The organism is Methylobacter tundripaludum SV96 (genome assembly GCF_000190755.2).
Lineage (GTDB): Bacteria > Pseudomonadota > Gammaproteobacteria > Methylococcales > Methylomonadaceae > Methylobacter_A > Methylobacter_A tundripaludum.
Map to the genome: position 1 here is coordinate 209,765 of NZ_JH109152.1, position 23,213 is coordinate 232,977.

19 protein-coding genes are annotated in these 23,213 nt (G+C 48.3%); 4 read left to right on the top strand and 15 right to left on the bottom strand.

The window, feature by feature from the left end:
- Window positions 1-679 precede the first annotated feature (679 nt).
- From METTU_RS01020 to METTU_RS01045, 6 genes are all read right to left on the bottom strand, one after another.
- Window positions 680-985, bottom strand: a complete 306-nt coding sequence (locus METTU_RS01020) for a hypothetical protein (RefSeq protein ID WP_006889433.1) — start codon at window positions 983-985, stop codon at window positions 680-682.
- A gap of 3 nt (window positions 986-988) precedes the next feature.
- Entirely contained in the window at window positions 989-1,444 is a 456-nt protein-coding gene (locus tag METTU_RS01025; protein ID WP_006889434.1) for a tellurite resistance TerB family protein, read from the bottom strand.
- Window positions 1,445-1,474: 30 nt separating this feature from the next.
- On the bottom strand, window positions 1,475-1,813 hold the full coding sequence (locus tag METTU_RS01030; protein ID WP_006889435.1) for a tetratricopeptide repeat protein: 339 nt from the start codon (window positions 1,811-1,813) through the stop codon (window positions 1,475-1,477).
- A 270-nt stretch (window positions 1,814-2,083) separates the two neighbouring features.
- Window positions 2,084-2,923, bottom strand: coding sequence for a tetratricopeptide repeat protein (locus METTU_RS01035; protein WP_006889436.1), 840 nt, complete (start codon window positions 2,921-2,923; stop codon window positions 2,084-2,086).
- A 104-nt stretch (window positions 2,924-3,027) separates the two neighbouring features.
- Window positions 3,028-4,968, bottom strand: coding sequence for a poly-beta-1,6-N-acetyl-D-glucosamine N-deacetylase PgaB (gene pgaB / locus METTU_RS01040; RefSeq protein ID WP_006889437.1), 1,941 nt, complete (start codon window positions 4,966-4,968; stop codon window positions 3,028-3,030).
- A gap of 136 nt (window positions 4,969-5,104) precedes the next feature.
- The gene (locus METTU_RS01045; RefSeq protein ID WP_006889438.1) at window positions 5,105-5,452 is read right to left on the bottom strand and encodes a hypothetical protein; all 348 of its coding nucleotides are present in this window, start codon (window positions 5,450-5,452) and stop codon (window positions 5,105-5,107) included.
- An 843-nt stretch (window positions 5,453-6,295) separates the two neighbouring features.
- Between METTU_RS01045 and METTU_RS23470 the strand changes: the two genes are divergently transcribed.
- Window positions 6,296-6,457: a hypothetical protein gene (locus METTU_RS23470; RefSeq protein WP_169624840.1), complete on the top strand. Its 162-nt coding sequence runs from the start codon at window positions 6,296-6,298 to the stop codon at window positions 6,455-6,457.
- A 362-nt stretch (window positions 6,458-6,819) separates the two neighbouring features.
- Here METTU_RS23470 and METTU_RS01050 read toward each other — a convergent pair whose 3' ends face one another.
- From METTU_RS01050 to METTU_RS01070, 5 genes are all read right to left on the bottom strand, one after another.
- Window positions 6,820-7,200, bottom strand: a complete 381-nt coding sequence (locus METTU_RS01050) for a hypothetical protein (protein ID WP_006889439.1) — start codon at window positions 7,198-7,200, stop codon at window positions 6,820-6,822.
- A 2-nt stretch (window positions 7,201-7,202) separates the two neighbouring features.
- Window positions 7,203-9,743, bottom strand: a complete 2,541-nt coding sequence (ctaD, locus tag METTU_RS01055; RefSeq protein WP_006889440.1) for a cytochrome c oxidase subunit I — start codon at window positions 9,741-9,743, stop codon at window positions 7,203-7,205.
- 334 nt (window positions 9,744-10,077) lie between these two features.
- Complete coding sequence (gene coxB, locus METTU_RS01060; protein WP_254257794.1) at window positions 10,078-11,028, bottom strand: cytochrome c oxidase subunit II; 951 nt, start codon at window positions 11,026-11,028, stop codon at window positions 10,078-10,080.
- A 26-nt stretch (window positions 11,029-11,054) separates the two neighbouring features.
- Complete coding sequence (locus METTU_RS01065) at window positions 11,055-12,197, bottom strand: c-type cytochrome (protein ID WP_006889443.1); 1,143 nt, start codon at window positions 12,195-12,197, stop codon at window positions 11,055-11,057.
- Window positions 12,182-12,844, bottom strand: a complete 663-nt coding sequence (locus METTU_RS01070) for a cytochrome c oxidase assembly protein (protein WP_006889444.1) — start codon at window positions 12,842-12,844, stop codon at window positions 12,182-12,184. Before METTU_RS01070 ends, METTU_RS01065 begins: the two co-directional genes overlap by 16 nt.
- Window positions 12,845-13,215: 371 nt before the next feature.
- On the opposite strand from METTU_RS01070, the gene mgtA reads away from it, so the two are divergent.
- Together mgtA and ppk2 are read left to right on the top strand one after the other, a co-directional pair.
- The gene (gene mgtA, locus METTU_RS01075; protein WP_006889445.1) at window positions 13,216-15,759 is read left to right on the top strand and encodes a magnesium-translocating P-type ATPase; all 2,544 of its coding nucleotides are present in this window, start codon (window positions 13,216-13,218) and stop codon (window positions 15,757-15,759) included.
- A 157-nt stretch (window positions 15,760-15,916) separates the two neighbouring features.
- Window positions 15,917-16,702: a polyphosphate kinase 2 gene (gene ppk2 / locus METTU_RS01080; protein ID WP_006889446.1), complete on the top strand. Its 786-nt coding sequence runs from the start codon at window positions 15,917-15,919 to the stop codon at window positions 16,700-16,702.
- On the opposite strand, the gene METTU_RS01085 is transcribed toward ppk2, so the two are convergent.
- The 4 genes from METTU_RS01085 to METTU_RS01105 form a co-directional block, all read right to left on the bottom strand.
- Entirely contained in the window at window positions 16,703-17,401 is a 699-nt protein-coding gene (locus METTU_RS01085) for a TVP38/TMEM64 family protein (protein WP_006889447.1), read from the bottom strand.
- Between the two features lie 590 nt (window positions 17,402-17,991).
- Window positions 17,992-20,412: an endopeptidase La gene (gene lon, locus METTU_RS01095; RefSeq protein ID WP_006889448.1), complete on the bottom strand. Its 2,421-nt coding sequence runs from the start codon at window positions 20,410-20,412 to the stop codon at window positions 17,992-17,994.
- Window positions 20,413-20,421: 9 nt separating this feature from the next.
- Window positions 20,422-20,823 (bottom strand): Hsp20/alpha crystallin family protein, encoded by a 402-nt coding sequence (locus METTU_RS01100; RefSeq protein WP_006889449.1) that lies wholly within the window; start codon window positions 20,821-20,823, stop codon window positions 20,422-20,424.
- A gap of 152 nt (window positions 20,824-20,975) precedes the next feature.
- The gene (locus tag METTU_RS01105) at window positions 20,976-21,491 is read right to left on the bottom strand and encodes a hypothetical protein (protein WP_006889450.1); all 516 of its coding nucleotides are present in this window, start codon (window positions 21,489-21,491) and stop codon (window positions 20,976-20,978) included.
- Between the two features lie 1,171 nt (window positions 21,492-22,662).
- Between METTU_RS01105 and METTU_RS01110 the strand changes: the two genes are divergently transcribed.
- The gene (locus METTU_RS01110; RefSeq protein ID WP_367301493.1) at window positions 22,663-23,208 is read left to right on the top strand and encodes a hypothetical protein; all 546 of its coding nucleotides are present in this window, start codon (window positions 22,663-22,665) and stop codon (window positions 23,206-23,208) included.
- Window positions 23,209-23,213 lie beyond the last annotated feature (5 nt).

The window sequence follows — 23,213 nt, forward strand, 5'->3', positions numbered from 1 at the left end:
GAGCTGAAGATAACCATCCCACCCGGGCTTGTCGGTATAATAATAGACGTGAGGCGCGCAGTCCGCCGCGACTGCGCGCGGCATGTCAGAAAGCAGAAAGCTGATCGCATCTGCGATCGACTGATCCCTCGTGGCGGCATTTCCTCGGCCTCCGTCGGGTCCTTGCCAAGTGTAGCCTACCGTCACAGGATCAATGATCGGTTCTACCGCCCCGGCAGTGATCTGAAAAAAAGCGCCAAAAATCAGCAGAATAAATGGTATCCCCCTTAAGCGCATGACGCCCGCCTTCGGGGTATGGTGCTCATACCAAAGCGAGGAGCAGGACAATAGAGGACAGTCCACGTTTTTTTGCGCTGATTGATTTCGGATTTTCATTTAAATTCCCAAGCTCTGCCGTTGTTAATCAACATGCAGTTAGGATAAAACATAAAATGGCCGCTGTATGTCGGTCAAAGCTGAAATATTTGTAAGCCACAAGAGGCTCTCAGCGTAGCGAGCGAGATACGGGATAAATAATGGGGTTAAATTCAGGATTGTTCCTTATTTTCCGGAGCCGGAATCCGGTAAATAAAAACCCCCTTCAGGGTAGGTGGATGGCCGGCTAAATCAATCGGCTCCGGATGTCTTGGTGAATAAAGTTTTCAGTAATAAACCATTCACTAAGTCTATGAAGTCTGAATCAAATGATTTCAAAAGAGAAAACCACTGTAATTAGTGTCATTGAAATTAACCCTAATAAGAAAATCATTTCAGCCCAACGCTCCAGACCTTCAGTGCATCGGTCTAAACGAAGCGATGAAAATGAAAGCAAGGCGCTAATCATGAACAATAAACTATCAATAGCTAAAGCTTTATCGATTAAGTAGTTGGCTAGTCCTGGAGCCATGCTTTTAACGATACTGATGACCATGATACAGACACCAACCATGGTCGCAGAATTCGGTAAGATGTGGTGAGAGAGATCACGGGAATTATTGTTTTTCATAATTTAAGATATGGCCGGTTCTAGCCGGTTCTTCGCCATAATAAAAGCGGTATGAGGGACATGTAAAAGGTCTGCAATTTTTCGCACCAGGTATTCTTCGTTCATATCCAATACGCCATCAATAAAAGCAATTTTCCATAGCGATTCAATTAATCGGACTTTTTGCTCCAGACTGTATTCCTTATTGATTAAGGAAGTAAATTGAAAATAATCCGTCGCCTGTTTTCTTTGTTGTTCAGCCAACTCAATTAAAGAGGTTGCTTGTTCAGCGGTTAAGGAAAAATTCTGATGGACCAAGGATAAAATAACCTCCTGTTCTTTTGGGTCAACTTTATCGTCCATATACATCATTTCCAGGAATAAGACGACGGTCGCAAGTTGCAGCTTTTCTTCTAAAGTGTTTTCCGATGCTGAAAGTGCAATATGTTGCGTGAAAAAGAGTTTGATCTGGTTAAGCATTTTTAAATAATTCCATTGCCATCACGATATTTACTTCGCTGAATTCATGACATCAAGATTACTTTGTGCCGCAGAATGCCCATGATCTGCGGCTTGCTGGTATAACTCAAGCGCTTTGGCTTCATCCCTGGGTACGCCCAGCCCATTTTCATAAATATAAGCGAGGTTGTATTGCGCATCAGGATCCCCCGCTTGAGCTTCTCTTTGCCACTGGGCAATCCTGTCTTCCGACACGATTGCCACAGGGGGCACCGTTTTTTTTGCCTGGATGTTGTCTGCGGCCTTTTCAGTGCAAGCTGCGAGTGACATCGCAGTTACTGCAACGATGGCAATGGGAATGAGGTTTATGGGTTTGTAAAGTAATGTCATGGTTTAGCTCCGTTAAAGAATCGAAATCAACACAGTGGAATTTGCCGGTAACTTATTGTTGGGTTTACGGTCTAAATTTAGCGGTATTATTCCTTTTGTTCATATTGGCGAGAATAGGTGTTTTTGCCTATGTAGCCAAAAGTACAATAGCTTCTCATCGGAAAAGAGAAGCTAATCATACAATGAGTAGAACGCTGGAATCACCGGTTAGATCTGACAAACACCTGATTATTACAAAACCTGGAAAATAAGATTGCCAACCTCGCAATACTAAGTCCAGTCGTCACCGCCACCGTCGCTATCGCTGTTCCCATCGTCATCCCATGAGGACGCATCGGCGATACCAAAGTCTGTGCCGCCCATATCGTCATTTTCGCTTGCGCTGCTGGGTGTGCTCCATGGAGAGGTGTCATGGTGCGGCGGTTCGGGGATAACGCTATTCTTATCGCCATCGATAAAGTGATGCATCAGCGCTTCGCCTGCTACGACACCGGCACCCAAAGCGGCTCCCGTTGCCAGATTTCCCATAATACCTGAACCCATTCCGACTGTAGCGGGTTGACCCATTGCTGAACCGGTTCCATTCGCGCCGACAGGCGGGATGTTTGAGCCGGGACCATTGCCGGGATAGCTATTGGCGGGAAGCGTATTGGAATTTCGCCGACTCATGAATCCAATTAACACAATGATTAAACCAATGCCCAAGAGCAAAAGAATCGCCGGCATCCAATCTTTAACGGTGGACGGTATACTCTGACCGCCGGTACTGGGCTGCACGGCTCCATTTGACACGGAAGAAATGCGACTCTTAAGGCTCTTGACTGCCTCCGGCTTGGCAAAGGGCAATCCAGGCTGTAAGCGTTCAGCGGTATTCAGTTCAACACCTGCACTGCTGAACATGCCTTGTTTTGCCAGTAATTCGGCTTCGACAAAGTGCGCCTTGGCGCTGTTGGGATGATCGTGCAGCACCTTATCCATCATAGACTGTGCCTCATTAAATTTCCCTGCTTCGGCCGCCAAATAGACTTGATGCAGGGTGGGATCGTCTTCGGCAAAAGCAGGCGCCGCCAATAACAGCAGTGCGAGGGTAATAATGGAACGTTTTAACATTGTTCAACTCCTAATTCTGGTGAGTGGTTTATAAATTTGGCGCGGCAATGAAAATAATGCCGCTTGCTTATAAGCGATGCGCTAATACTTTCACAGTCCGGCGCTTAAGGCAAAGCTGGAAGCGAAAAGTATTTTTGTAAATCCTTTAAACGCGGCTGATCCAGGTAAACATCATCCGGATAATAACCGATATGATGAACGCCCAGTTTTCTCAATAATTCCAGCTGTTCAATAAAAAATGGCGAGGGGATTTTCTCCCGCGTCTTCCAATTGACTGTTTGCAACTCAAATACGGATTTCTTCAGCCCTTCGGGGTAATGAGCCGCAGCCGCAACTAATTCAGTCAACCATTGGTCAGGTTTTTTTGCGTCTTCCATCAACGGCATGGCTTCAATAGCAACGTAATTGTAATGCGCTAAAAAGGATTTGAACGATTGGGCATACCATTCTTCGCTATCCGGTTTTAACAAGGGCAGGGCATATAAATTTCGCGCTGTTTTTATACCGGGACGATTATCCCGTACCCTATTCGCCAGCTCATCGGTAAATTGACTAATCAGCTCGGTTTTGTGCCGAGTCCAAGCCAAGCGCATTTTGGGGCTTGCATGCAATTTTTCAAATTGATCGGGCAGTCCCCAGACATCACGGCCAAAAGATAACGCTACCGGCGATACGTCTTCATGATCGGATAAAATGCCGTCGTCATGAAATAGAATCCCATCAACATTGCAATATCGTCCTAAGTCCTCATAGATTTCGGTTACATAATGACGCGCTTCAGGCTGAAAAACCGAAAGCCGCGTGTAAATATGACTGGATTTTTGCGCTTTACCGTCTCGCCATTCCTGCACATACCAGGAATCCGGCAGATTGTTCCGGTAAGCAAAAATCGGCAGCCACGCATAGACATTGACGCCTGCACGCGTTTTCAGCTGCCAGGCGACGTGGCTAAACAAATCCTGTTTAACCGGCAAATGCCGGTTAGGGAAATACAATGCATCGGCATTGCCGTCGCCGTCAGAGTCCGAGTAGGCTTGCAGAAAAACGGTATCAATGCGCATGTTTGCAATGCGCTGGATCTCGGCTTCTATATTACGGTCGGTCTGTTTCGGGTCTTCGTCGTAGAGAAAATCCATGTCCACATGCGCTATCCGCAAAGACCTGTCGGTACGCAGTTTACTCACAATTTCAGTAAATTGACGGACATCCGGGTTATCAGTCATGATTAAACGACGCAACACATCGATATTGGCCACGGTATTAAAGCCGTCAATCAAACCCATAGTCATCGACATTCCGGCTTCGCGCGACGCTTCCAGGGCAATATTATTGTATTCCCCATACGGCCAAACCATCACTCTGGGCCATACCCCCGCATGTTGAAAAATGAACTCGGCGCTTTTCCTTAGGGCGAGATGGATACGCTCCCGATACTGTTCATCGGTTTCATAACGCCCGGTCGTAAAGTCGTATAAACGGGTGACCGTCGCAGCCTGGCTGTCGCCTTGCGGATTGGCGACAGCGCTTTTGTGCAGGTCATAAGTATGCGAAGCCATTTCTACCAGGCCGGATTTCACCATTTCTCGCACTTGATCCCAAGTGAGTAATTGCTTGCCTGCTTCGTCCGGGGTATCAATGCCGTCTATCCAGGTGCCTATCAAAGCGACAGTCGCCGGGTAATGATATTTTTTCAGTATCGGGAAGACTCGGGTGTAAAAACTCTGATAACCGTCATCAAAAGTTAACAACACGGATTTATCCGGGATCGAATTCTTACCTGCCGCCGCATCAAGCACGTTCTGCACACTGACGATTTTATAGCCGTTTTTCTTCAGCCAAACCAAGTGTTCTTCAAAATGATCGACGCTGACATCCATCGAATTTAACGAAGATTTTGCGCTGCCGGCCTTCACTATATCGTGGTAATTGAGCACCAAAAAGTGATGTTCTTCGGCGTAAGCCATCCCTGTGATATTCATCAGAAAAATCAATACAAACAGGTTCTTAAACCACTGAGGCGCCATAACGATATTTGACTGAAACATAACACCCTGCTTTTATGGTTATGAAGCTTACGAACACTTGTTTTATAGGCAAAACGTTGATTTTTCAATTCCACATTGAACTGTACGAAGAATCAGCATGGCTAAACGAGTCATTATTATCCAAGTATTCGACTAACTACTTAGACTTTTCCATGGTTTCATGGATGGCTGCTGCTTGTTGGTGTTCCTTCGACAAGGCTTCATGATGGGCGGCCATCGCTTCGTGGTGCTTTTTTAAATCGGCATGTCCGCCTTTTTCATATTCTGCAGCCATCAACGATTTATAATGTTCAACCATGGCTTTATGATGCGCCGCTTTTTCCATATGAAGCGCGGCGGCTTCTATATGTGCTGCACTCGATTCGGCAGGAATAATAATATTAGCAGGCTGCTCAGGAGCAGGTTGAGTCTCCGCCAGTAAGGGTGCAGAAATAACACTCATGCAAGCAGTCAAAGCCAAACCCAGGTAAGTATTTTTTTTCATAATCGTTTTTCCTCGTGATAATCGTTACAAACAATTACTTCTACATTCTTAAAAGTAGCATTTTTATCTCCCTCTTTTCGGTACCGGATTGCTTGTATCGGCGTTGTTAAAGGTCAGTTATTGCAAAACCTATTGATTGAGATACGTTTTGTATAAAGCAAATTATAGGCCACTAAAAACAAGTTAATATAATTCATATAATAAGCAGGTATTTACGATAAATCAGCGCATCCTAAAAGGGGAAAATAAACCAGGCATAGCCAGTTTTACGGTGCAAAACAACCGGTGGCTAAATTATGAGGCGTATCAAAAACGCTAAAGCATTATTCACTTGAATCAATGACAGCTTTGCAATGGGATGAGTGTCAATCTTGAACCGAAATACGCTAAAAGCAGATTTAAGCCCGGTCTATTAAGAAGGCTCAATTCACGGTTATCCTGAGTGAGCGGAAAAGTTGAAATAGGGGGTTTTCAACCAAAAGCTTTGGTTGATTTAAACAAGGGCGCAAGCAAATTTCTATATTTTTATCCATTTCAAGCCGGTTTAGCCTCAGCAATCTTATCCGAGCAGTGCCACAAACTCATTGAGAAAACTTAAGGTTTTCAAAGTCTTTCCACACGCATGAATTAATAAGCGAGCATAGGGATCAATGTCGCCATGTTCTGGCACGGTCTATGCTGTATCTACGATATATCGATTTGCAATTCACTCCTTATGAGAGGAATTCGCAGCTTATTAATAACAATGCCGAGGTTAAAACTTAGATTCAACTCATAAGTGCAACCGCCACAAATCGGAAAAGAAAAAGGTTAGCTGCTATCTATCGGCACCGCGTACAACCGGTGCGCAACGCCTTAAGGGCGTATACCATTTACCGGTTTTGCGACATCGGCTTATTGCTGGGTGCCTGGATGAGCCATTTGTTGTTTCACGAAAGCCAGCATTTCAGTCAATTGGCCGATTTATTCAATAATCCGGCCACCGTCGCGATCTGCGCTGCCTGATCGAGCTTGGCTCCTCGATGTGTCCGTACATGCTGTAGTAAAGAACCAGAATTTTCGCCATGTCGTATTTCCTCATTGAGTGCGGTCTTGCAGTGAACCCTACGTAAAGCTAACCGGGAGTGATCTACGAAAGTTTAAAAATGGTAGTTGGCCCTCTGGCGGCTATCGGTCCCCTAGAAATCTATAACATGCAGTAAACCAATGGTATTCGTATCACTACCTATCAACATTCAGGCATAGTTGATCTTAGAATACTGCGACATCAGCTGGTTTGTGAATTAACGAATCCAGAAGTCGCGTTTTGAAACGGAACTCTCGCCCCGCACTCAGCTAGCGCCAACCAGCGCTCACTTTTTAGTGTTTCAGGTGACTGAAGCGCATGTCGGCAGAAAAAATAAAGCGATCCCCGACCATAAAACGCCGAAAACAGATAACAATGCCAGCAACCGCATAATTCCGGCAAAAAACTCTTTCGTGGTTTCTTGCCTGACCTGATCTCTATCCAGACGCTGCAAAACGTCAGGCTTGATGATTAATGCCAATAACGCCAGCAGCGCCGCAACGGTTATAACAATAATGGCAGTATGCACCCAAAAGTCGGCGTTGTTTTTGAGCGTGACACAGACAATATGATGAACCCCGTACACAACGCCAAAATGCACGACCCAAATGAACGGTCCTGCTAATGAAAGCAGCGCTATGCCGATAAATTTTTCAGAAAATAATTGTTTTGATGTCGCCATAATTAAATCATTCTCGGGAAGCCGTGAATTACCAAAAGACCGATAAGCGCTTGAGCTACGGTGTAATAAGCCAGCAAATTAGTGTTTTCCAGACTGGCCAAGCGTACCCGGTCGAGCTTGCCGGTAAAATGCCGCGCGATAACAAACAGCGACATCATCAGCACGGCAAAAACCAACTGCCCGTCTAAAACGCAGGCCATATACACTAGCGCTGCATAGCTTGATTTTACGGGGCTGAGGCCTGTCTGCCATTGACACCGGATTTCCAGGTACACAGCAAACACACTTAATAGTGCGCCAAGCAGCACCAGCAGCGGTGTTAATAAACTCTTCCCGCCCGGCTCCGGGAGCGTTCCCTTAGCTACTGCAAAAAATGCCGCACTGGCAATAAACAATAATGCGATGACCGCCGGCCACTGTAAACTCGGCAGGTTCGCAGCATCGGAGGGCCAGACTCCGGGCGATACAGTCCAGGTGTATAGATAAGAAAACAAATAGGCGAAATAAAGCGAACCGGCAACGAGCATCAGTACAACCATTGCCCACCAGCCATGACCGACCGGGCCGGTGACATAAACCGGAAGCTTAAACCCTGCGCCGATATCGATCGGCCCCTTGGCCGGACCTTTATCCAAGTCCCATGCCCAAACCAGAAAGCAGACAATAGCCAGCCCACCGCAAACCAGCGCAGGCGCAACCACCTTGATCGTCAGCAAAAGAAAACAGGCGGCGGTAAAGACGGCTGCAAAAAAATGCATCCAGCCCGGCCCCAGCATTTGAATGACATATTGCGGCTTGGCTTCAATCGCGGAGGTGACAATAGTCTCTCGTCCGCCGGTAGGGGCATTGGGCAAATAATGTTCGCCCGACTCGACCTGCTCGGCCAGGTTGGCTTGGTCCCAAAGCGGCTCGCGGCTGGTCACATGCGGAATAGAGCGAGTGGAATACACATCCGTAGGCAGCCATTCCAGGGTTCCGGCTTGCCAGGGGTTGCTCATGCCGTGCTGCCCGACCCGAAAATTGCGCATCAAGTCGATGATAAAAACCAGCACCCCGGCGCCGATGATATAAGCCCCCACCGTTGATACGAAATTATAAGGCCCCCAGCCCGACGCCTCCGAATACGTCCACACCCGGCGCGGCATGCCGATCAGGCCGGTAATATGCATGTGAAAAAATGTCAGATTAAAGCCGATAAACATCAGCCAAAAACACCACTTTCCGAGCCGCTCGGACAGCATTCGCGTACTGACCATCGGCGCCCAATAATAAAAAGTCGCAAACAGCGGAAACACCATGCCGCCGACCAATACGTAATGCAAATGAGCAACGATAAAATGGGTATCGTGGGCCTGCCAGTCGAACGGCACCATCGCGACCATCACGCCGGTCAGCCCGCCGACGGTAAAAATAAACAGCATACCCAGCACGAAAAGCGACGGGGTATTCAACTGAAACCGGCCTTTGGCAGAAGCGATGGTAGCGATCCAGGCAAAAACCTGGATACCTGACGGCACCGCCACAGCCATGCTGGTCGCGGAAAAAAAGGCCAGACTGAGGGACGGAATGCCGGTTGCGAACATATGATGCACCCACAAACCGAAACTGAAAAAACCGGTCGCAATCAGCGCGACGACAATCAGTTTGTAGCCGACCAGCGGCGTCCGCGCCATGGTCGGCACGATCATCGACACCAGCCCGGCCGCAGGCAGGAAGATAATGTACACTTCCGGATGACCGAAAAACCAGAACAGATGTTGCCATAACAACGGATCGCCACCGCCGGCAGCAGTGAAAAACGGCCAGCCGAAAGAGCGCTCGATCTCCAAAAACATCGTTGCAAGAATCACCGCCGGGAACGCCACCACAATCATGCCCGCAAAGACCAGCATGGACCAGCCGAAAATAGGCAGCTTATCGAGCGACATGCCGGGCGGCCGGGTTCGCAAAATACCGACAATAATTTCAATCGCCCCGGCTATGGCAGAGATTTCGATAAAGCCTATGCCTAGAAGCCAGAAGTCGGCGTTATCGCCCGGTGAATATTCCGTCAGTGTCAACGGCGTATACATAAACCAGCCGCCTTTGGGTGCCAGGTCATAAAAAATGGTGCTGAAAAATACCCCGCCGCCAATGATGTAGGCCCAGACCGCAAACGCACTCAGCCGCGGAAACGGCAAGTCCCTGGCAGCCAGCATTTGCGGCAGCAGCAACACTCCCAGCGCCTCCATGGCCGGGACGGCAAACAAAAACATCATAGTGGTGCCGTGCATGGTAAAAAGCTGGTTGTATAAATCCTGGCTGACCAGATGATTTTCCGGTACGGCCAGTTGAGTGCGCATAACCAAAGCGACCAGGCCGGCGAGAACAAAAAAAGTGAAGGCGGCGCCGATATAAAGTAACCCTATCGTTGTGTTATTGACCGCTGTGAACCACCGCCATCCGGTCGGTTGAGCCCAAATGCGCAGCAGTTGTTCCTCCTCACCCGCGGGGCGCGGCAAGGTATTGGGTAGTGCTTTTTTTTGTTCGGTTATTTCTGTCACTAACTCCCCCTCATGGAATTAACAGCCGGGCTATATTCACACTCTAGTTCCTACGCAGCGCGCTCGTCTTTATACACATCTCGACGTAGGCCGGAATAAGCCTGTCCGCGCGTTAAGCGCAGGACTGGCGTTTCCGGCGCTCCGATTGCCGGAAACGCCACCTCGCGCTACGCGCTCGGATGGCCTTATTCCGGCCTACGTCCTGCCATTAAGTAAGAGCGCACGACAATGCTTAATCTCATGGCATTTGACTGCATTCCCACGCAGCGCGTGGGAATGAGCCAAACCCGTCCGAACGCTATCATCCCTATTTTTTCCAGTTTACGCATTGCGATTACTCCAAACTGTCTAAATAACTCGATAAGGCCTGCAACTCGCTTTCAGAAAAAATATCGAAAGGCGGCATCAAATTTTCAGGCTTAACCGTTTTATGCTGGCTAATCCATTTGGCAAAGCCTTCCTTAGTATTTGGCAGAATACCTGCACCAAGCGACAGTCTGCTGCCGACATGGGTCAAATTCGGCCCTATCTTGCCGTCTGCAGGGATGCCGCGAACCGTATGGCAGCCAGCGCATCCGCTGGATAAAAAGACCTGTTCGCCTTCATGCGCAAGCGCCGGTTTCGCGTCCATTCGCTCCTTGGCGAGCCAAGCATCATAATCGGAAGGCGTCATCGCTACGGTATAAAACGACATCAGCGCGTGCGCACCGCCGCAATATTCTGCGCATTGTCCAGTCACGGTGCCGGGTTTATCGGCAATAAAATGCAAAATATTGGTGCGTCCAGGAACCATGTCGACCTTGCCTGCATAGGCGGGTATCCAGAAGCTATGAATCACATCCGCCGTCGATAGCTCGATTTCAATCGGGCGGCCTGTAGGAATCCGCAGTTCATTAGCGCTTTCCGTTGTATGACCGTCGTCGTGCCGATAAATAACACGCCACCACCATTGCTCGCCTATTACTGAAATATGCACCGGGTTTTCGGCCTGCGACAATGTTCCCCCGGCTTTTAAAACCAAAAATCCGTAAATCAACAAAGCGGTCAAAGTCACTACCGGAAAAACCATCCCTCCCCAAACAATGCTTTTTTCACTGGTAAGTTTGTGGCGCCAATCGGCAGGACCCGCTATTGAAATAACTATTAGCGCGCAAATTAAAAGCGTTATAAAGGCCGCTCCGATAAACATGATCCAGGTCAGCAGCGTGATTCGCGATGAAACCGGCCCTAAAGCGGTAAACGCCGATTGCCGGCCATCACAGCCGGCTATGATCAACAAAGCCATAACACAAAATATCATCCAAACCCATTTCATTGTCGCAAGCCCTCCCCGGTTTTGTGCTCAGTGCGTTCCGTCGGTGATTGACTTGCAAAGAATGCGGCTGCCGCTCCCATTTGTTGCTCGGTCAAGCGCTTTGCAATGGTGGTCATAATCGCGCCGTAAGGTGTTTTTGCGCGTATTCCTCGTTGCAAAACCAGTAACTGCTGTTTGATATATTGTTCGGATTGTCCGGCAAGACGGGGATAATCCGGACGTTTGTTAGCCCCGTGGCACGACAGGCAAGCCGGAATCTTGTGCGATAAATCGCCATGCACCGCCAGCATGGCTCCTTCCGAAGATACATTCTGAGCGGGTTTACTAACTGAAGGCTTTAACGACGCGTAATAGTCCGCCAGATTATTAATATGTTCACTATCAAGTTCGACGGCAATAAGCTCCATAAAGCCGCTTTGTCGCAGATCGCTGTGATATTCGTGCAAGGTCCTTTTCAAATAAGCTTTATTCTGACCCCCAAGGCTCGGTACGTAAGGACTTGTCGGCGGCGCATTGTCTGTATCATGGCAACGGCTGCATGCGGTGATATTAATCTTAGGCCTACCCTGACTGGCAACTTCACCAGCTTGAGCTGCGATAATATCTTTGCTATTCCCGCTCGCATATTTCAGGTAATCCACTGTATTCATCGACGGCAGCGCCTCCAAAAACGCAACTACCGCCCAAACTTCATCATCGCGACCATCCCCGCTCCAAGCCGGCATACCGGTAAATTGAATGCCGTGACGCACCATCCAAAACAGTTGTTTGCGCGTCCACATAGGTGCATGCACTTTCAAGTCTGGGGGCGAAGGCAGCATCTGACCATAAACAGGATTCAACTTTTGCCCCGGCGTCCTATGGCAGGTTGCGCAACCTCCTTGGAAATGTGCTGCCCCAAGCGGCACCAACCCGGCAATATCCAGATCCGGCACATCAACAGGCTTGCTGTTGACGATAACCGAACGCTCTTTACCCAGCGTTAAAAGCCACTCGAGCAAAACCGGATGTCCCGCACTGGCCGCGATGTTGAAAATGCCGGAATATGCGATAGCCAGAGCAAGCACAATGCCCCCGGCAAAAAGCCCAATGGCCCAAGGCAGAAGTTTACGCAAACGTCTTCTTACCGGCTTTGCCATGAGCTGTTTTCCGCTGCAACCGCCGTAGAAGTAACATTGCTTTGCGTATCAGACAATGTCTGGAACCAACGGGAAATTAAGACAACCGCAGCAAGCACGTAAGTAATCGGGCAAACAGTAACCATAAGCAGACCGGCCAACTGCTGATCGGCGAGTTCAATAGGCATATTGATGGCCGTCATACTGTAAAGCACACGGGGCGCAAATATCAGTAATACGGCCATTAAGCAAAACAGCTTGCCGGTCAACAACAGGGCAATAACTGCTCGCCATAAATGTTCGCCGGTTTGATTGAATACTGTGAGCCAAAACCATAATGCGGAGAAAAACAGGGTTGCTTGCATCAGCAAAGTCCCGGCATGCCCTTTCATCGCCAAACCGATACCTAGCGGCGAATGCCATGCAAATAACAAAGCAGCTTGTAGGGTGACAGCCGCGAACAGCGTTGAAACACTAGCGGACTTGGAGGATAGCTTTAGCAGTAAACTTGCTAAAACGGGTGCTGCTACGGTCATCAGCGCTATATGTATAATCATGTGGCGCGAAAAAACGCCTGCATTTTCGACATAGCAAAACCCCAACAATACCAGCACAGCTAAGGCCGCCAGTTCCATAAAGGCAAATGATTTTAATGGATAAGCTTGCATTTGCAGTTTCTCCTGGCCTCATCGCCTGCTGGCCGTAAGCCGCTTACTTGTTTATAAATTTCTCAATTAGATCTATCGATATACGACAGGAGCTGTTACTCATGCCGTGAGATATAATCACACGTGCACTTAAACGTATTAAAGTATATAAAGACTATACCCAGTAGTTAGTTGCGGTCTGTACGGTATCGAACATACATTAAGCTCATCACGAGGTAGAAAGCTTCACCAATTTCTAAGTACGTCGCAGGTATAGCTTGGGATTAATAGAGATTAGGTAAATAGCGTGTTTTTGCCAATGGCTTGTTAGCACTCTAGCCAAATAGGGATTTTACGCATTCATTGACCCCGAAATCACAGCAGGATTAATCATGAAAAACGTTTCAAAATCGGATAAACCTGAAACGCATAACGCATTCTGGAACACTCCTGCTGAACAGCAACTCAAACAGCTGGCTACGACAGTCCAAGGATTAAGCAACGAGGAAGCTAATCAACGCATAAAGCGCTACGGTGCAAACCGGCTGAACAACAAAAAGCAGACGGGAAACTTACGTCTGTTTTTGGCCCAATTTAAAAGTTCCATTATCCTGATACTGCTTTTTGCCACCGGCTTGTCATTCTATTTACATGACCGGCTGGATGCGGCGATCATTTTAACGATTGTACTGATCAGCGGTTTGTTAGGATTCTGGCAGGAAAAAGGCGCGGCCAGCGCCATAGAAAAACTGCTTGAGATCGTGCAGATCAAGGTCAGCGTGCTTCGAGGCGGAATTGCAACGGAGATTGCCGCCGAAAGCCTGATTCCCGGCGATATTATATTGCTCAAGGCGGGGGATATTATTCCGGGGGATTGTTTGATTCTTGAATCCGATAACCTGTTTATCGATGAAGCCATACTGACCGGAGAGACCTATCCGGTCGAAAAACTGCCCGGCGTGTTGCCTACAGAGACCGCATTAAGCCAGCGCACCAACGCCTTGTGGATGGGAACGCATGTGCAGAGCGGCGCTGCCACAGCGCTGGTGGTTGCGACCGGGCAAACCACGGAGTTCGGCAAACTTTCCCTGCGCATCAAGTTAAAAGCGCCTGAAACCGAGTTCGAGCGCGGTATCAGGCGCTTCGGTTATCTGCTGATGGAGATCACGCTGACACTGGTTATGCTGATTTTCGCGGTGAATGTCTATCTTGAAAAAGCGGTACTGGATTCGTTTTTATTCGCGCTGGCGTTGGCCGTCGGCCTAACGCCGCAATTATTACCGGCAATCATCAGCATCAATCTGGCTCACGGTGCCAAGCGCATGGCCGAACAAAAAGTCATCGTCAAGCAACTGGCCTCCATTGAGAACTTCGGCAGCATGAACGTGCTGTGTTCGGATAAAACCGGCACCTTGACCGAAGGCACCGTGCATCTGCACGACGCGTTTGATCTGTCGGGCAATGCCAGCGATAAGGTATCGTTTTATGCCTACCTTAATTCTGCTTACGAAACCGGATTTAGCAATCCCATCGACGAAGCGATCAGGCAATATCGGCAGTTCGATTTAAAAGACTGCAAAAAGCTGGCGGAAATTCCCTACGATTTTTACCGCAAACGGTTAAGCCTGTTAGTTTCAAAACAGGGCGAAAGCATTTTGATCACCAAAGGCGCGCTGACCAATGTGCTGGCCGCCTGCTCCGAAGTGGAAAATGCCGACGGCACGCTGATGCCTATAGAATCGGTGAGAGACCAAATTCAGCAGCGTTACGAAGATTTCAGCCGCCAGGGATTTCGCACTTTGGGACTGGCCTATAAGCCGATGGATTCCAAGGCGCGGATTGATAAGACGGATGAAACCGGCATGCGCTTTTTAGGTTTTCTGTTGTTTTTCGATCCGCCCAAAGCGGACTGTGCCGAAACGATCAAGCAATTACGCGAACTGGGTGTGACGCTCAAAATTATTACCGGCGACAATCGTTTGGTAGCGGCCACCGTCAGTAAGCAACTGGGACTTGCCGAACACGAAATCCTGACCGGCCCGGAAATTGAAAAAATGAGCGGTTCGGCATTGATCAATAAAGTGGCGAATGTCGATTTATTCGCCGAAGTCGAGCCCAACCAGAAAGAGCGTATTATCATTGCGCTGAAAAAAGCCGGTTTTGTGGTCGGTTATATGGGCGACGGCATTAATGATGTGTCCGCGCTGCATGCCGCCGATGTCGGCATCTCCGTTGAAAGCGCCGCCGACATCGCCAAGGAAACCGCCGAAATTGTGCTGTTGGAAAAAGACCTGGCGGTACTGGTGCAAGGCGTTCGCGAAGGACGCATCACCTTCGCCAACACGCTGAAATACGTGTTCATGGCGACCAGTTCCAACTTCGGCAACATGTTCAGCATGGCGGGCGCATCCTTGTTCCTGCCTTTTCTGCCGTTATTGCCCAAGCAAATCCTGTTGACCAACTTGCTGACCGATTTCCCGGAAATGACCATCGCCTCGGATAATGTCGATGCGGACATGGTCTCGCAACCCAGGCGTTGGGATATTAAGTTCATCCGTAAATTCATGATCACCTTCGGCTTCGTCAGCTCCCTGTTCGATTTTATGACCTTCGGCCTGCTGCTGTGGCTGGATGTTTCTGTAGAGCAATTTCGCACCGCCTGGTTTCTGGAATCGGTAGTTTCAGCTGCGTTGATCGTGTTTGTGGTGCGTAGCAGCAAGCCGTTTTTTGCCACACGCCCCGGCAAATACCTGGTTGCCGCAACGCTGACTATCGTTGCCGTCACCGTAGCGTTACCCTATACGCCGATTGCGCCGTTAATAGGTTTCGAGCCGCTGCCGCTTCGTTTACTCGGTTTGCTGGGCGTCATCGTCATGCTCTATATCTCAACGGCTGAAATAGCAAAACACATTTTTTATCGTCTGGTAAAAATGTAAATAGATAGATTTAATTCACCACGAAGACACGAACGACTGCATGGACGCAGGAGGTAGAGCAATGCAGGAGCAATTGTCGAGAACACGAAGTTTTTACTCCGCTTTTCTTCGTGTCTTCGTGGTGTAATGCTTTTTCCATTCCTGAGGCGCATTAATCATGACCAAAAAACACGATCAAAAAACAATCGACAGGAAAGACTACAAAAAGACCCTGACTCAGTTGCAAATCGAACTGGTTAAACTCCAAAATCATTTTATCAAGCATGACGATAAGATTCTGATCATCTTTGAAGGGCGGGATGCGGGCGGCAAGGACGGCACTATAAAGCGCATTACTCAACATCTGAGTCCTCGTGAAACACGCACGGTGGCGCTCGGAAAACCTTCCGACCGGGATGTCAGCAGTTGGTATTTTCAACGTTACGTAGTGCATCTTCCCGCCGCTCAGGAAATGGTGTTATTCAACCGCAGCTGGTACAACCGCGCGGGCGTGGAACATGTGATGGGTTTCTGTACCGATGAGCAATACCACGAGTTTCTTGAAACCGTGCCCGGCTTCGAGCAGATGCTGGTTCGGTCCGGCATCAAGTTATTGAAATATTATCTGGATATTAGTCAGGATGAACAAAAGAAACGCCTGAAAGACAGGGAACAGGATCCGCTCAAACAATGGAAAAGCAGTCCCATTGATAAGTCTGCGCCCAAGCATTGGAAGGAATACAGTCTGGCCCGTAACATCATGCTTGCCAGAACCCATCATTTGACTGCACCGTGGACTGTGGTCAGGGCTGACGACAAAAAGATCGCCCGCATCAACGTCATTAAGGACATGTTGTTTCGTCTTGATTACAAAGGCAAGAATGAAGGGCTGGTACTTCCCGACGCAGACATCATTTTCAATTATGACGAGAGTTATCTGCAAAACGGCATGATTGCGCCGTAATTATTTAATCTTTATACCCAGTTGCTTTACGGTTTTACCCGCAATTTTTGCCGCATAGATCAGCACTGCCAGGGAAATAGCTAAACCCAATGTCAGCAGCGGATAGGAAACGGTACTCTGCGGCGAAGCTTCACTGAGCAACCCGGACAGGTGTTTGGCGGTATAGCCGAAATAAACCAGACTGATGTTGTAAATTAAAATACCGCTGGTAGCGGCCAGATAAGGCCGGAACTTGACCTGAGTCACCGAAAAAGCGTAACTCAGCATTGCAAACGGCAAAGGTGTCAGGCGCAATAAAAACATCAGCTTAAATTCGTTGCCCTTGATGACCTCGTTGAGTCCGGAAAAATGCTTATGTTCGGCAAGATACGTAAGGACTCTAGCACGCAATAAATAGCGGCCCAGAACAAAAATAAGTGCCGATGCCAGATAGGTTGCGATGACGATATAAAATGCCCCGGCACCGATTGGAAATAATAAGCCTGCCGCAAAACAGAGCGCATCGACTGATACAAAAAAAGGCGTCAGAGCGGCAAACAACGTAATAAAGCCTAACGGCGCAAAAGCGCCCAACTCCTGAATTCCGACTTCCAAATCAGGAAGATAAAGTTCCAGTTCATGTCCAATAAGCAATACCAGCCCAACAAAAATCAAAGCTATAGCTAATTTTTTTAAAAGTCCTATGTCTTGCAGCTGCATGGCTTGTTTGCTCCCTGAAAAAAGTATCAGTCATTATTCGATAGTGAATAGTACTCGCTTACTTTGCACGGAGTTTGATTTCCTAGGGTTATTCGTTTTGAAAGGAGGGGTATTGATCGCCCACGCTATTTGCAATGGGCAAACAACCCACCACGGAGTTGCTTTCATCAGCAAACTTCCGGCCAAAGATTGCGTGACCGATCCGCCCAGTGACAGTGCGGTAGGTTCGGATAAATACGCTTACAAACTGGACTGGCTCATTAAAATAAAGGAATTCGTTCGGGAAGAACTGGTCCGGTACCCGCGTTTCAGCAGAGTTCCGAAAGTGAGGGTGCATGCAACTGTCGTTTCGCCGGTCCACGAAATACACAAAAAGCACGAAAATATTCAATAGATATTAAGCGGTAGATTGTACCCAAAATGGCACTGCTATTAAGTTAAAGGCTTAATAAATTCGCGCCCACGGCATTCAACCCTAACTATTTTTGGCTTAACTTGGTGGGCAGTGACCCAAAAGCTGGATAGCTGGTAATAGACTTATTTCGTGTTTTTCGTGGATCAAATGATTTTTCTGGTTTTTTATGGAAAGCTTATGTTTCAGGATCATTTTCCACGGCGCTTTTTAACGCGTCATCGACCTTTTCCAACCAGACAAACTGGAGCTGGTTTCTGACCGCTTCGGGTATTTCTTCAAAGTCTCTTTGGTTACGCGCAGGCAGCATGACGGTTGTTATGCCAGCCCTGGCCGCAGCAATGACTTTCTCTTTAATGCCGCCGACCGGTAATACCAGTCCGCGCAGGCTGATTTCTCCGGTCATGGCGACATCGTTTTTGACAATCTTTTCAGAAAAAGCGGAATAAAGTGCGGTAAACATCGCAACACCGGCGCTGGGGCCGTCCTTAGGAATGGCGCCCGCCGGTACGTGGACATGGATGTCGCTTTTTTCGAATATTTCCGGCTGCAAACCCAGCTCATGGGCGCGCGATTTCACCAGGCTCAACGCGGCCTGAGCGCTTTCTTTCATGACCTCGCCCAACTGGCCGGTCAGGATCAGCTTGCCGTTGCCGGGCAAACGGGTGGCTTCAATAAACAGAATATCGCCGCCGACCGGCGTCCAGGCCAGTCCTGTGGCAACGCCCGGAACGCTGGTGCGCATCGCGACGTCGCTGTCGAATTTTTTCGGTCCCAGAATGCCCGGAATGTGCTCACTGTCGATCTGCTCGTTAACGACTAGACTTTCGGCAATGCGCATCGCGACATGACGAAATACCGACCCGATTTCACGCTCCAGATTCCTGCAACCGGCTTCACGGGTGTAGTCCTGAATAATGGTTAGTATGGCGTTTTCGGTGATTGCGCATTGCTCCGGGGTCAAACCGCTACTTTCCAGTTGTCTTTGCACCAGATAGCGCTTGGCTATCTGGAGTTTTTCATCAGTGGTGTAACCGGTCAACTCGATCACTTCCATCCGGTCGCGCAAAGGTCCGGGTATGCTGTCCAGCACATTGGCCGTTCCGATAAACATGACATGGCTCAAATCGAACGCGACAGCCAGATAATTATCCCGGAAGGTTGAGTTCTGCTCGGGGTCCAAGACTTCCAGCAAGGCTGAAGAGGGATCGCCCTGAAATCCCGAGCCGAGCTTGTCCATTTCATCCAGCATAAAGACCGGATTATTGGTGCCGGCCTTGCGTATGGACTGAATAATGTTGCCCGGCAGCGCGCCGATATAAGTGCGCCGGTGACCGCGAATCTCGGCTTCGTCATGCGTACCGCCGAGGCTTGCGCGTATAAACTCACGCCCGGTTGCACGGGCTATGCTGCGTCCCAATGAGGTTTTTCCGACGCCGGGCGGCCCGACAAAGCAAAGAATAGGGCTCTTGCCATTCGGGTTGAGCTTGCGCACCGCCAAAAATTCCAAGATGCGCTGCTTGATTTTCTCCAGGCCGTAATGATCTTCGTTAAGGATTTCGCGGGCTTTTGTTATATCGATAACGCCTGCGCTTGCGACCGACCAGGGCAGTTCGGTCAGCCAATCAAGGTAGGTGCGAATCATCGAATATTCGCCGCTGGCATCGGGCATGTGCTGCAAGCGACCGAGCTCCTTGCGCGCCTGTTTTTCCACTTCTTCCGGCATCTTGGCGGCAGTGATGGCGTTGCCTATTTCCTCAATTTCGGCAGCGCCGCCTTCCTCTTCACCCAATTCTTTTTGGATGGCCTTCATTTGTTCCCGCAACACGAATTCGCGTTGCCGTTGCCCCATGGTTTCCTGGGTTTGTTCGTTAATCTTGTTGGAAAGTTTTAATACTTCTACTTGGTAATTGAGCAATTCCAGAATCTTGTCGATACGTTCCTGTATATCAAACAGTGCCAGTATCTCTTGTTTCTCGGTAGCTTTTGAAATCAGGTAGCTGGCAATCAGGTCGGCCAGCATCGGCGGCGAACCGATAGATCGAATAGCATTAACCAGTTCATCAGGCGGTTGCTTCGATTGAGCCAGCACTTCCAGCGCTTTTTGCTTGAGCGTAATGACGCGCGCTTCAACATCCTTGGAGCTCAGTTCAGGCTCTTCGTAACGTTCAATGCGGGCGACAAGAAACGGATAGCCCGGCAAAAACGCCTGCACGCGAAAGCGTTGCATACCCTGACAAACGACATGATGGGTGCCGTCAGGCGCGGTTATGTAGCGTAAAATTTCCGCCACGGTACCGACCGGGTAGAGATCATCCGGGTTGGGTTCTTCATCTTTGTCCCGCAATTGCATCAGCAAGCCGATCGGTTTCTCGGAACGCACCGCCTCCTGCACGGCCGCAATGGAAAGTTTACGGCCTATCACCAACGGAGAAACGTTTTGCGGGAAAAGCACAGTTCCGCGCATCGGCACAATGATTAGCGCATCATTGGGAACAGGCGGATATTGCAACGGAGCCTCCTGCTTTATCTCTGAAGAGGACTCTTCCGTACCCGCCGTTGATCCCAGAAGTATGTTTTTCAGATCCTTGATTTGCATAAGAAGCCCTTATATTTTCCGCAGTGAAATTAACAAGCAACCGTTCACAAGTTCATTAGTGCCGATTTCAAAACGCCCGGCGGGCAGTTCAATGCGCCGCTCAAAGCGTCCATAGGGAATTTCCAGGCGTCGAATAGTCGCCTCGGCACTGTTCGGTAGATGCCGCTGTCCGTTAATAATCAAATGATCGTCTTCCAGTACGACTTTCAAATGTTCCGGGGCAACACCCGGTAGCGCGATCATGATTTTGAATTCATAACCGGTTTCGTAGACATCGATCGGCGGCTCCCAAGTCGGCCGTTTGGCGTTCATAACCGCCGGTCTAAAAAACTGTCGATGCAATCGGTCGGCTCGATCCAATATTTCACAAGCTTCCGCCCACATCCATGTTTCAAGATCACGTAATGGCATAATGTGTTATTCCAGATTGTTGCAGTTTAACTATTCCAGCCGCGTCATGGGTTTGTCCGGGTCAAAAGCAAACTCGGCTGCTATGACAAATAAAGCTTTTTAGCCGATTAAAAGTTTCAGGCTGCCTGCCTTAAAGATGATCGTCGTTCAATTTATTCCGCAATGGTTGAATGGTGTTGACTGTGTTCCGGTATGACGTCGCTGCCGTGATCCTTTAGCTGGGCATCGAACCACATATGAAGCGCCTGAACATACTGGGGATACTCGGTTGAATAATGAATCTGCGCACCGTTCGGTAACGCTTTATATTCAAATTTTATATCGTCGGTTTCCGCCTTTTTTAACTGAGCCAGACCCGGCATATCAGGACCGTGGACACGTTCAGTCGTAGAAAAATCACCTTTCCTGAAGGCATCGGCAACTTTAAGTAGATGTTCCTGAACCAGTTTGATCTGCTTGGTATTGTCTGCCGATTTGACGACAACATGCTGGACACCGCCATGAACGGTTTTGGTAAACGTTTGCAGGGTTTGGTCCAGTGCATAGGGCACCACTCGCTGTACGCGGTGATGCACTTCCTCAACCTGCTTGGGGGCGGCTTGTTCAATAGCCGACGCTGTCGCAGAAAAAAGCAAAAGTCCAACCACTATTAATGGGTAATTTTTCATAATCGCACTTCCCGTTTAGTTAAGACGCAATGAAAATATCTTATGAGAACACCTAAAAACTCATAGTGAAGTATCTCTTGCTTACGCCCCCTGATAAATCCGTACGACTACTTACAACTAAAGTTTCGGAGTTCATTTTTAACCACATAACAGCCACAAGCCTCTGATTTACGAAGCCTCAAGCCGTAAAGTCCTAGGGTCAAGTTGCAGGACTTGCACAAATAGGCACTGTATGTGCCTATCAATGGTTTCCATGACCAAGGCAACTGCATCGCCCAATACGGCTTTTAATTCATCTAAGGCGCCGGTGACCTTCCCGCGCAAACATACCAATCGATTCCTTTTTCTACCACAGCCAGAGCAGCAAGGTATAAACCACTTCACGAATCGGTATACCCGAACGTTTATGAAAAACCTGCTCGACTCAGGATGGTCTTCATGCCAATTTGTTGCCGGAGGTTGGCAAATACGTTATCGATTAAAAGACCGCTTGCTTGCAGAAGGTCAATGGTAGTGCGGTCATTTTTGTGGCAGGTTGCATGAGCGTCCTATTGGGATACTATTTTGCTTTCAATGTACTCAGAATTATATATCTAAAGGTATAATTAATTTATTGTATATCAATTACTTATTGTGTTTTTTCAGCTCAGAAGCTTTAGTCGGTAAGTATTTGTACTTATTTTTTTTATTTTTACTTTCCGTTCTAATACCACTGATTGAGTTATTGCCCTATGTTGTTCGATAAGGTAATAACACTGCAATTTAACAAAAAATTGGCTATGTCACCCACCATTAAAAAAGCAAAAATGAAGCAAGTTCAAATCCTGAAGGGTTCAGCATGACGATATATCTTCAGGATATTGGCAACAGTTCATTGAGTAACAAAATCGCGCTAGGAATTAGATAATCCGCAAGACTTTATCCGACTCCTGATTTTGCTCTGAAACATCGCTCGTAACTTACCTTACCTTATCCCTTTGATAAGCAGGCAGCTGTATCAACCATGTGCTCTATGAACCGTACCCACAATTTAAAAAATACATCTAAACTAGTCCATCAAGAAATTAGCAGGAAAATAGCTATCCATGAAGCAGGACATGCAGCCGCGATTTATCTTGGCAACCAACAAAAAGGGCTGCCGCCGGTTTTTTTTCTGATTTTTATTAAACCGTTGAACAATGACGTTCAGTCATCCGAGTTTTTAGGCAATCCCTCTGATCACTATATCGCTAAAGTAGAAGGCGGTCGCTTGATTCATACCCTGCCGTCATCGCTTGATGAGGCCACAAAAGACTTTTCCGCTGCACAGAAACATGCTTATCAACACGCCTTCGAAGCCGATATAATCAATCTGCTCGTCGGGCCTTTAGCCGAAGCTAGATATCTCGCACTGCGTGACAACGAACCGATTAACCCGGAACTGGTGAATGTCAATGCACTGCAGTATTACGGCGGCTCATCCGATTTGAAGGTTGTCAACGAGTATCTTGAGTGCTTTATCGACAGTGATGAATTGAGGGAAAGAAAAATGACTGAGTTATTTCTGGCGGCATTCAATTTTGTCAGTGAGCGGTCGAATTGGCTCGCGATTACCGCGTTGGCTGACTCTCTTTTGGCGCATCAGGAAAATATCATTGAATGCAATGAAATTATTGACGTACTTGAATCCGGCAGATGCCGGATGGCTACTTCGCAAAGCATAGCGAGCTTCGGGTAGGTAGA

Excerpts from the sequence above, each read along its gene's own strand:
- METTU_RS01020 (WP_006889433.1), bottom strand. The coding sequence starts at position 985 with ATGAAAAACAATAATTCCCGTGATCTCTCTCACCACATCTTACCGAAT.
- METTU_RS01025 (WP_006889434.1), bottom strand. The coding sequence starts at position 1,444 with ATGCTTAACCAGATCAAACTCTTTTTCACGCAACATATTGCACTTTCA.
- METTU_RS01030 (WP_006889435.1), bottom strand. The coding sequence starts at position 1,813 with ATGACATTACTTTACAAACCCATAAACCTCATTCCCATTGCCATCGTT.
- METTU_RS01035 (WP_006889436.1), bottom strand. The coding sequence starts at position 2,923 with ATGTTAAAACGTTCCATTATTACCCTCGCACTGCTGTTATTGGCGGCG.
- pgaB (WP_006889437.1), bottom strand. The coding sequence starts at position 4,968 with ATGTTTCAGTCAAATATCGTTATGGCGCCTCAGTGGTTTAAGAACCTG.
- METTU_RS01045 (WP_006889438.1), bottom strand. The coding sequence starts at position 5,452 with ATGAAAAAAAATACTTACCTGGGTTTGGCTTTGACTGCTTGCATGAGT.
- METTU_RS01050 (WP_006889439.1), bottom strand. The coding sequence starts at position 7,200 with ATGGCGACATCAAAACAATTATTTTCTGAAAAATTTATCGGCATAGCG.
- coxB (WP_254257794.1), bottom strand. The coding sequence starts at position 11,028 with ATGGCTTTGTTGATCATAGCCGGCTGTGATGGCCGGCAATCGGCGTTT.
- METTU_RS01065 (WP_006889443.1), bottom strand. The coding sequence starts at position 12,197 with ATGGCAAAGCCGGTAAGAAGACGTTTGCGTAAACTTCTGCCTTGGGCC.
- METTU_RS01070 (WP_006889444.1), bottom strand. The coding sequence starts at position 12,844 with ATGCAAGCTTATCCATTAAAATCATTTGCCTTTATGGAACTGGCGGCC.
- mgtA (WP_006889445.1), top strand. The coding sequence starts at position 13,216 with ATGAAAAACGTTTCAAAATCGGATAAACCTGAAACGCATAACGCATTC.
- ppk2 (WP_006889446.1), top strand. The coding sequence starts at position 15,917 with ATGACCAAAAAACACGATCAAAAAACAATCGACAGGAAAGACTACAAA.
- METTU_RS01085 (WP_006889447.1), bottom strand. The coding sequence starts at position 17,401 with ATGCAGCTGCAAGACATAGGACTTTTAAAAAAATTAGCTATAGCTTTG.
- lon (WP_006889448.1), bottom strand. The coding sequence starts at position 20,412 with ATGCAAATCAAGGATCTGAAAAACATACTTCTGGGATCAACGGCGGGT.
- METTU_RS01100 (WP_006889449.1), bottom strand. The coding sequence starts at position 20,823 with ATGCCATTACGTGATCTTGAAACATGGATGTGGGCGGAAGCTTGTGAA.
- METTU_RS01105 (WP_006889450.1), bottom strand. The coding sequence starts at position 21,491 with ATGAAAAATTACCCATTAATAGTGGTTGGACTTTTGCTTTTTTCTGCG.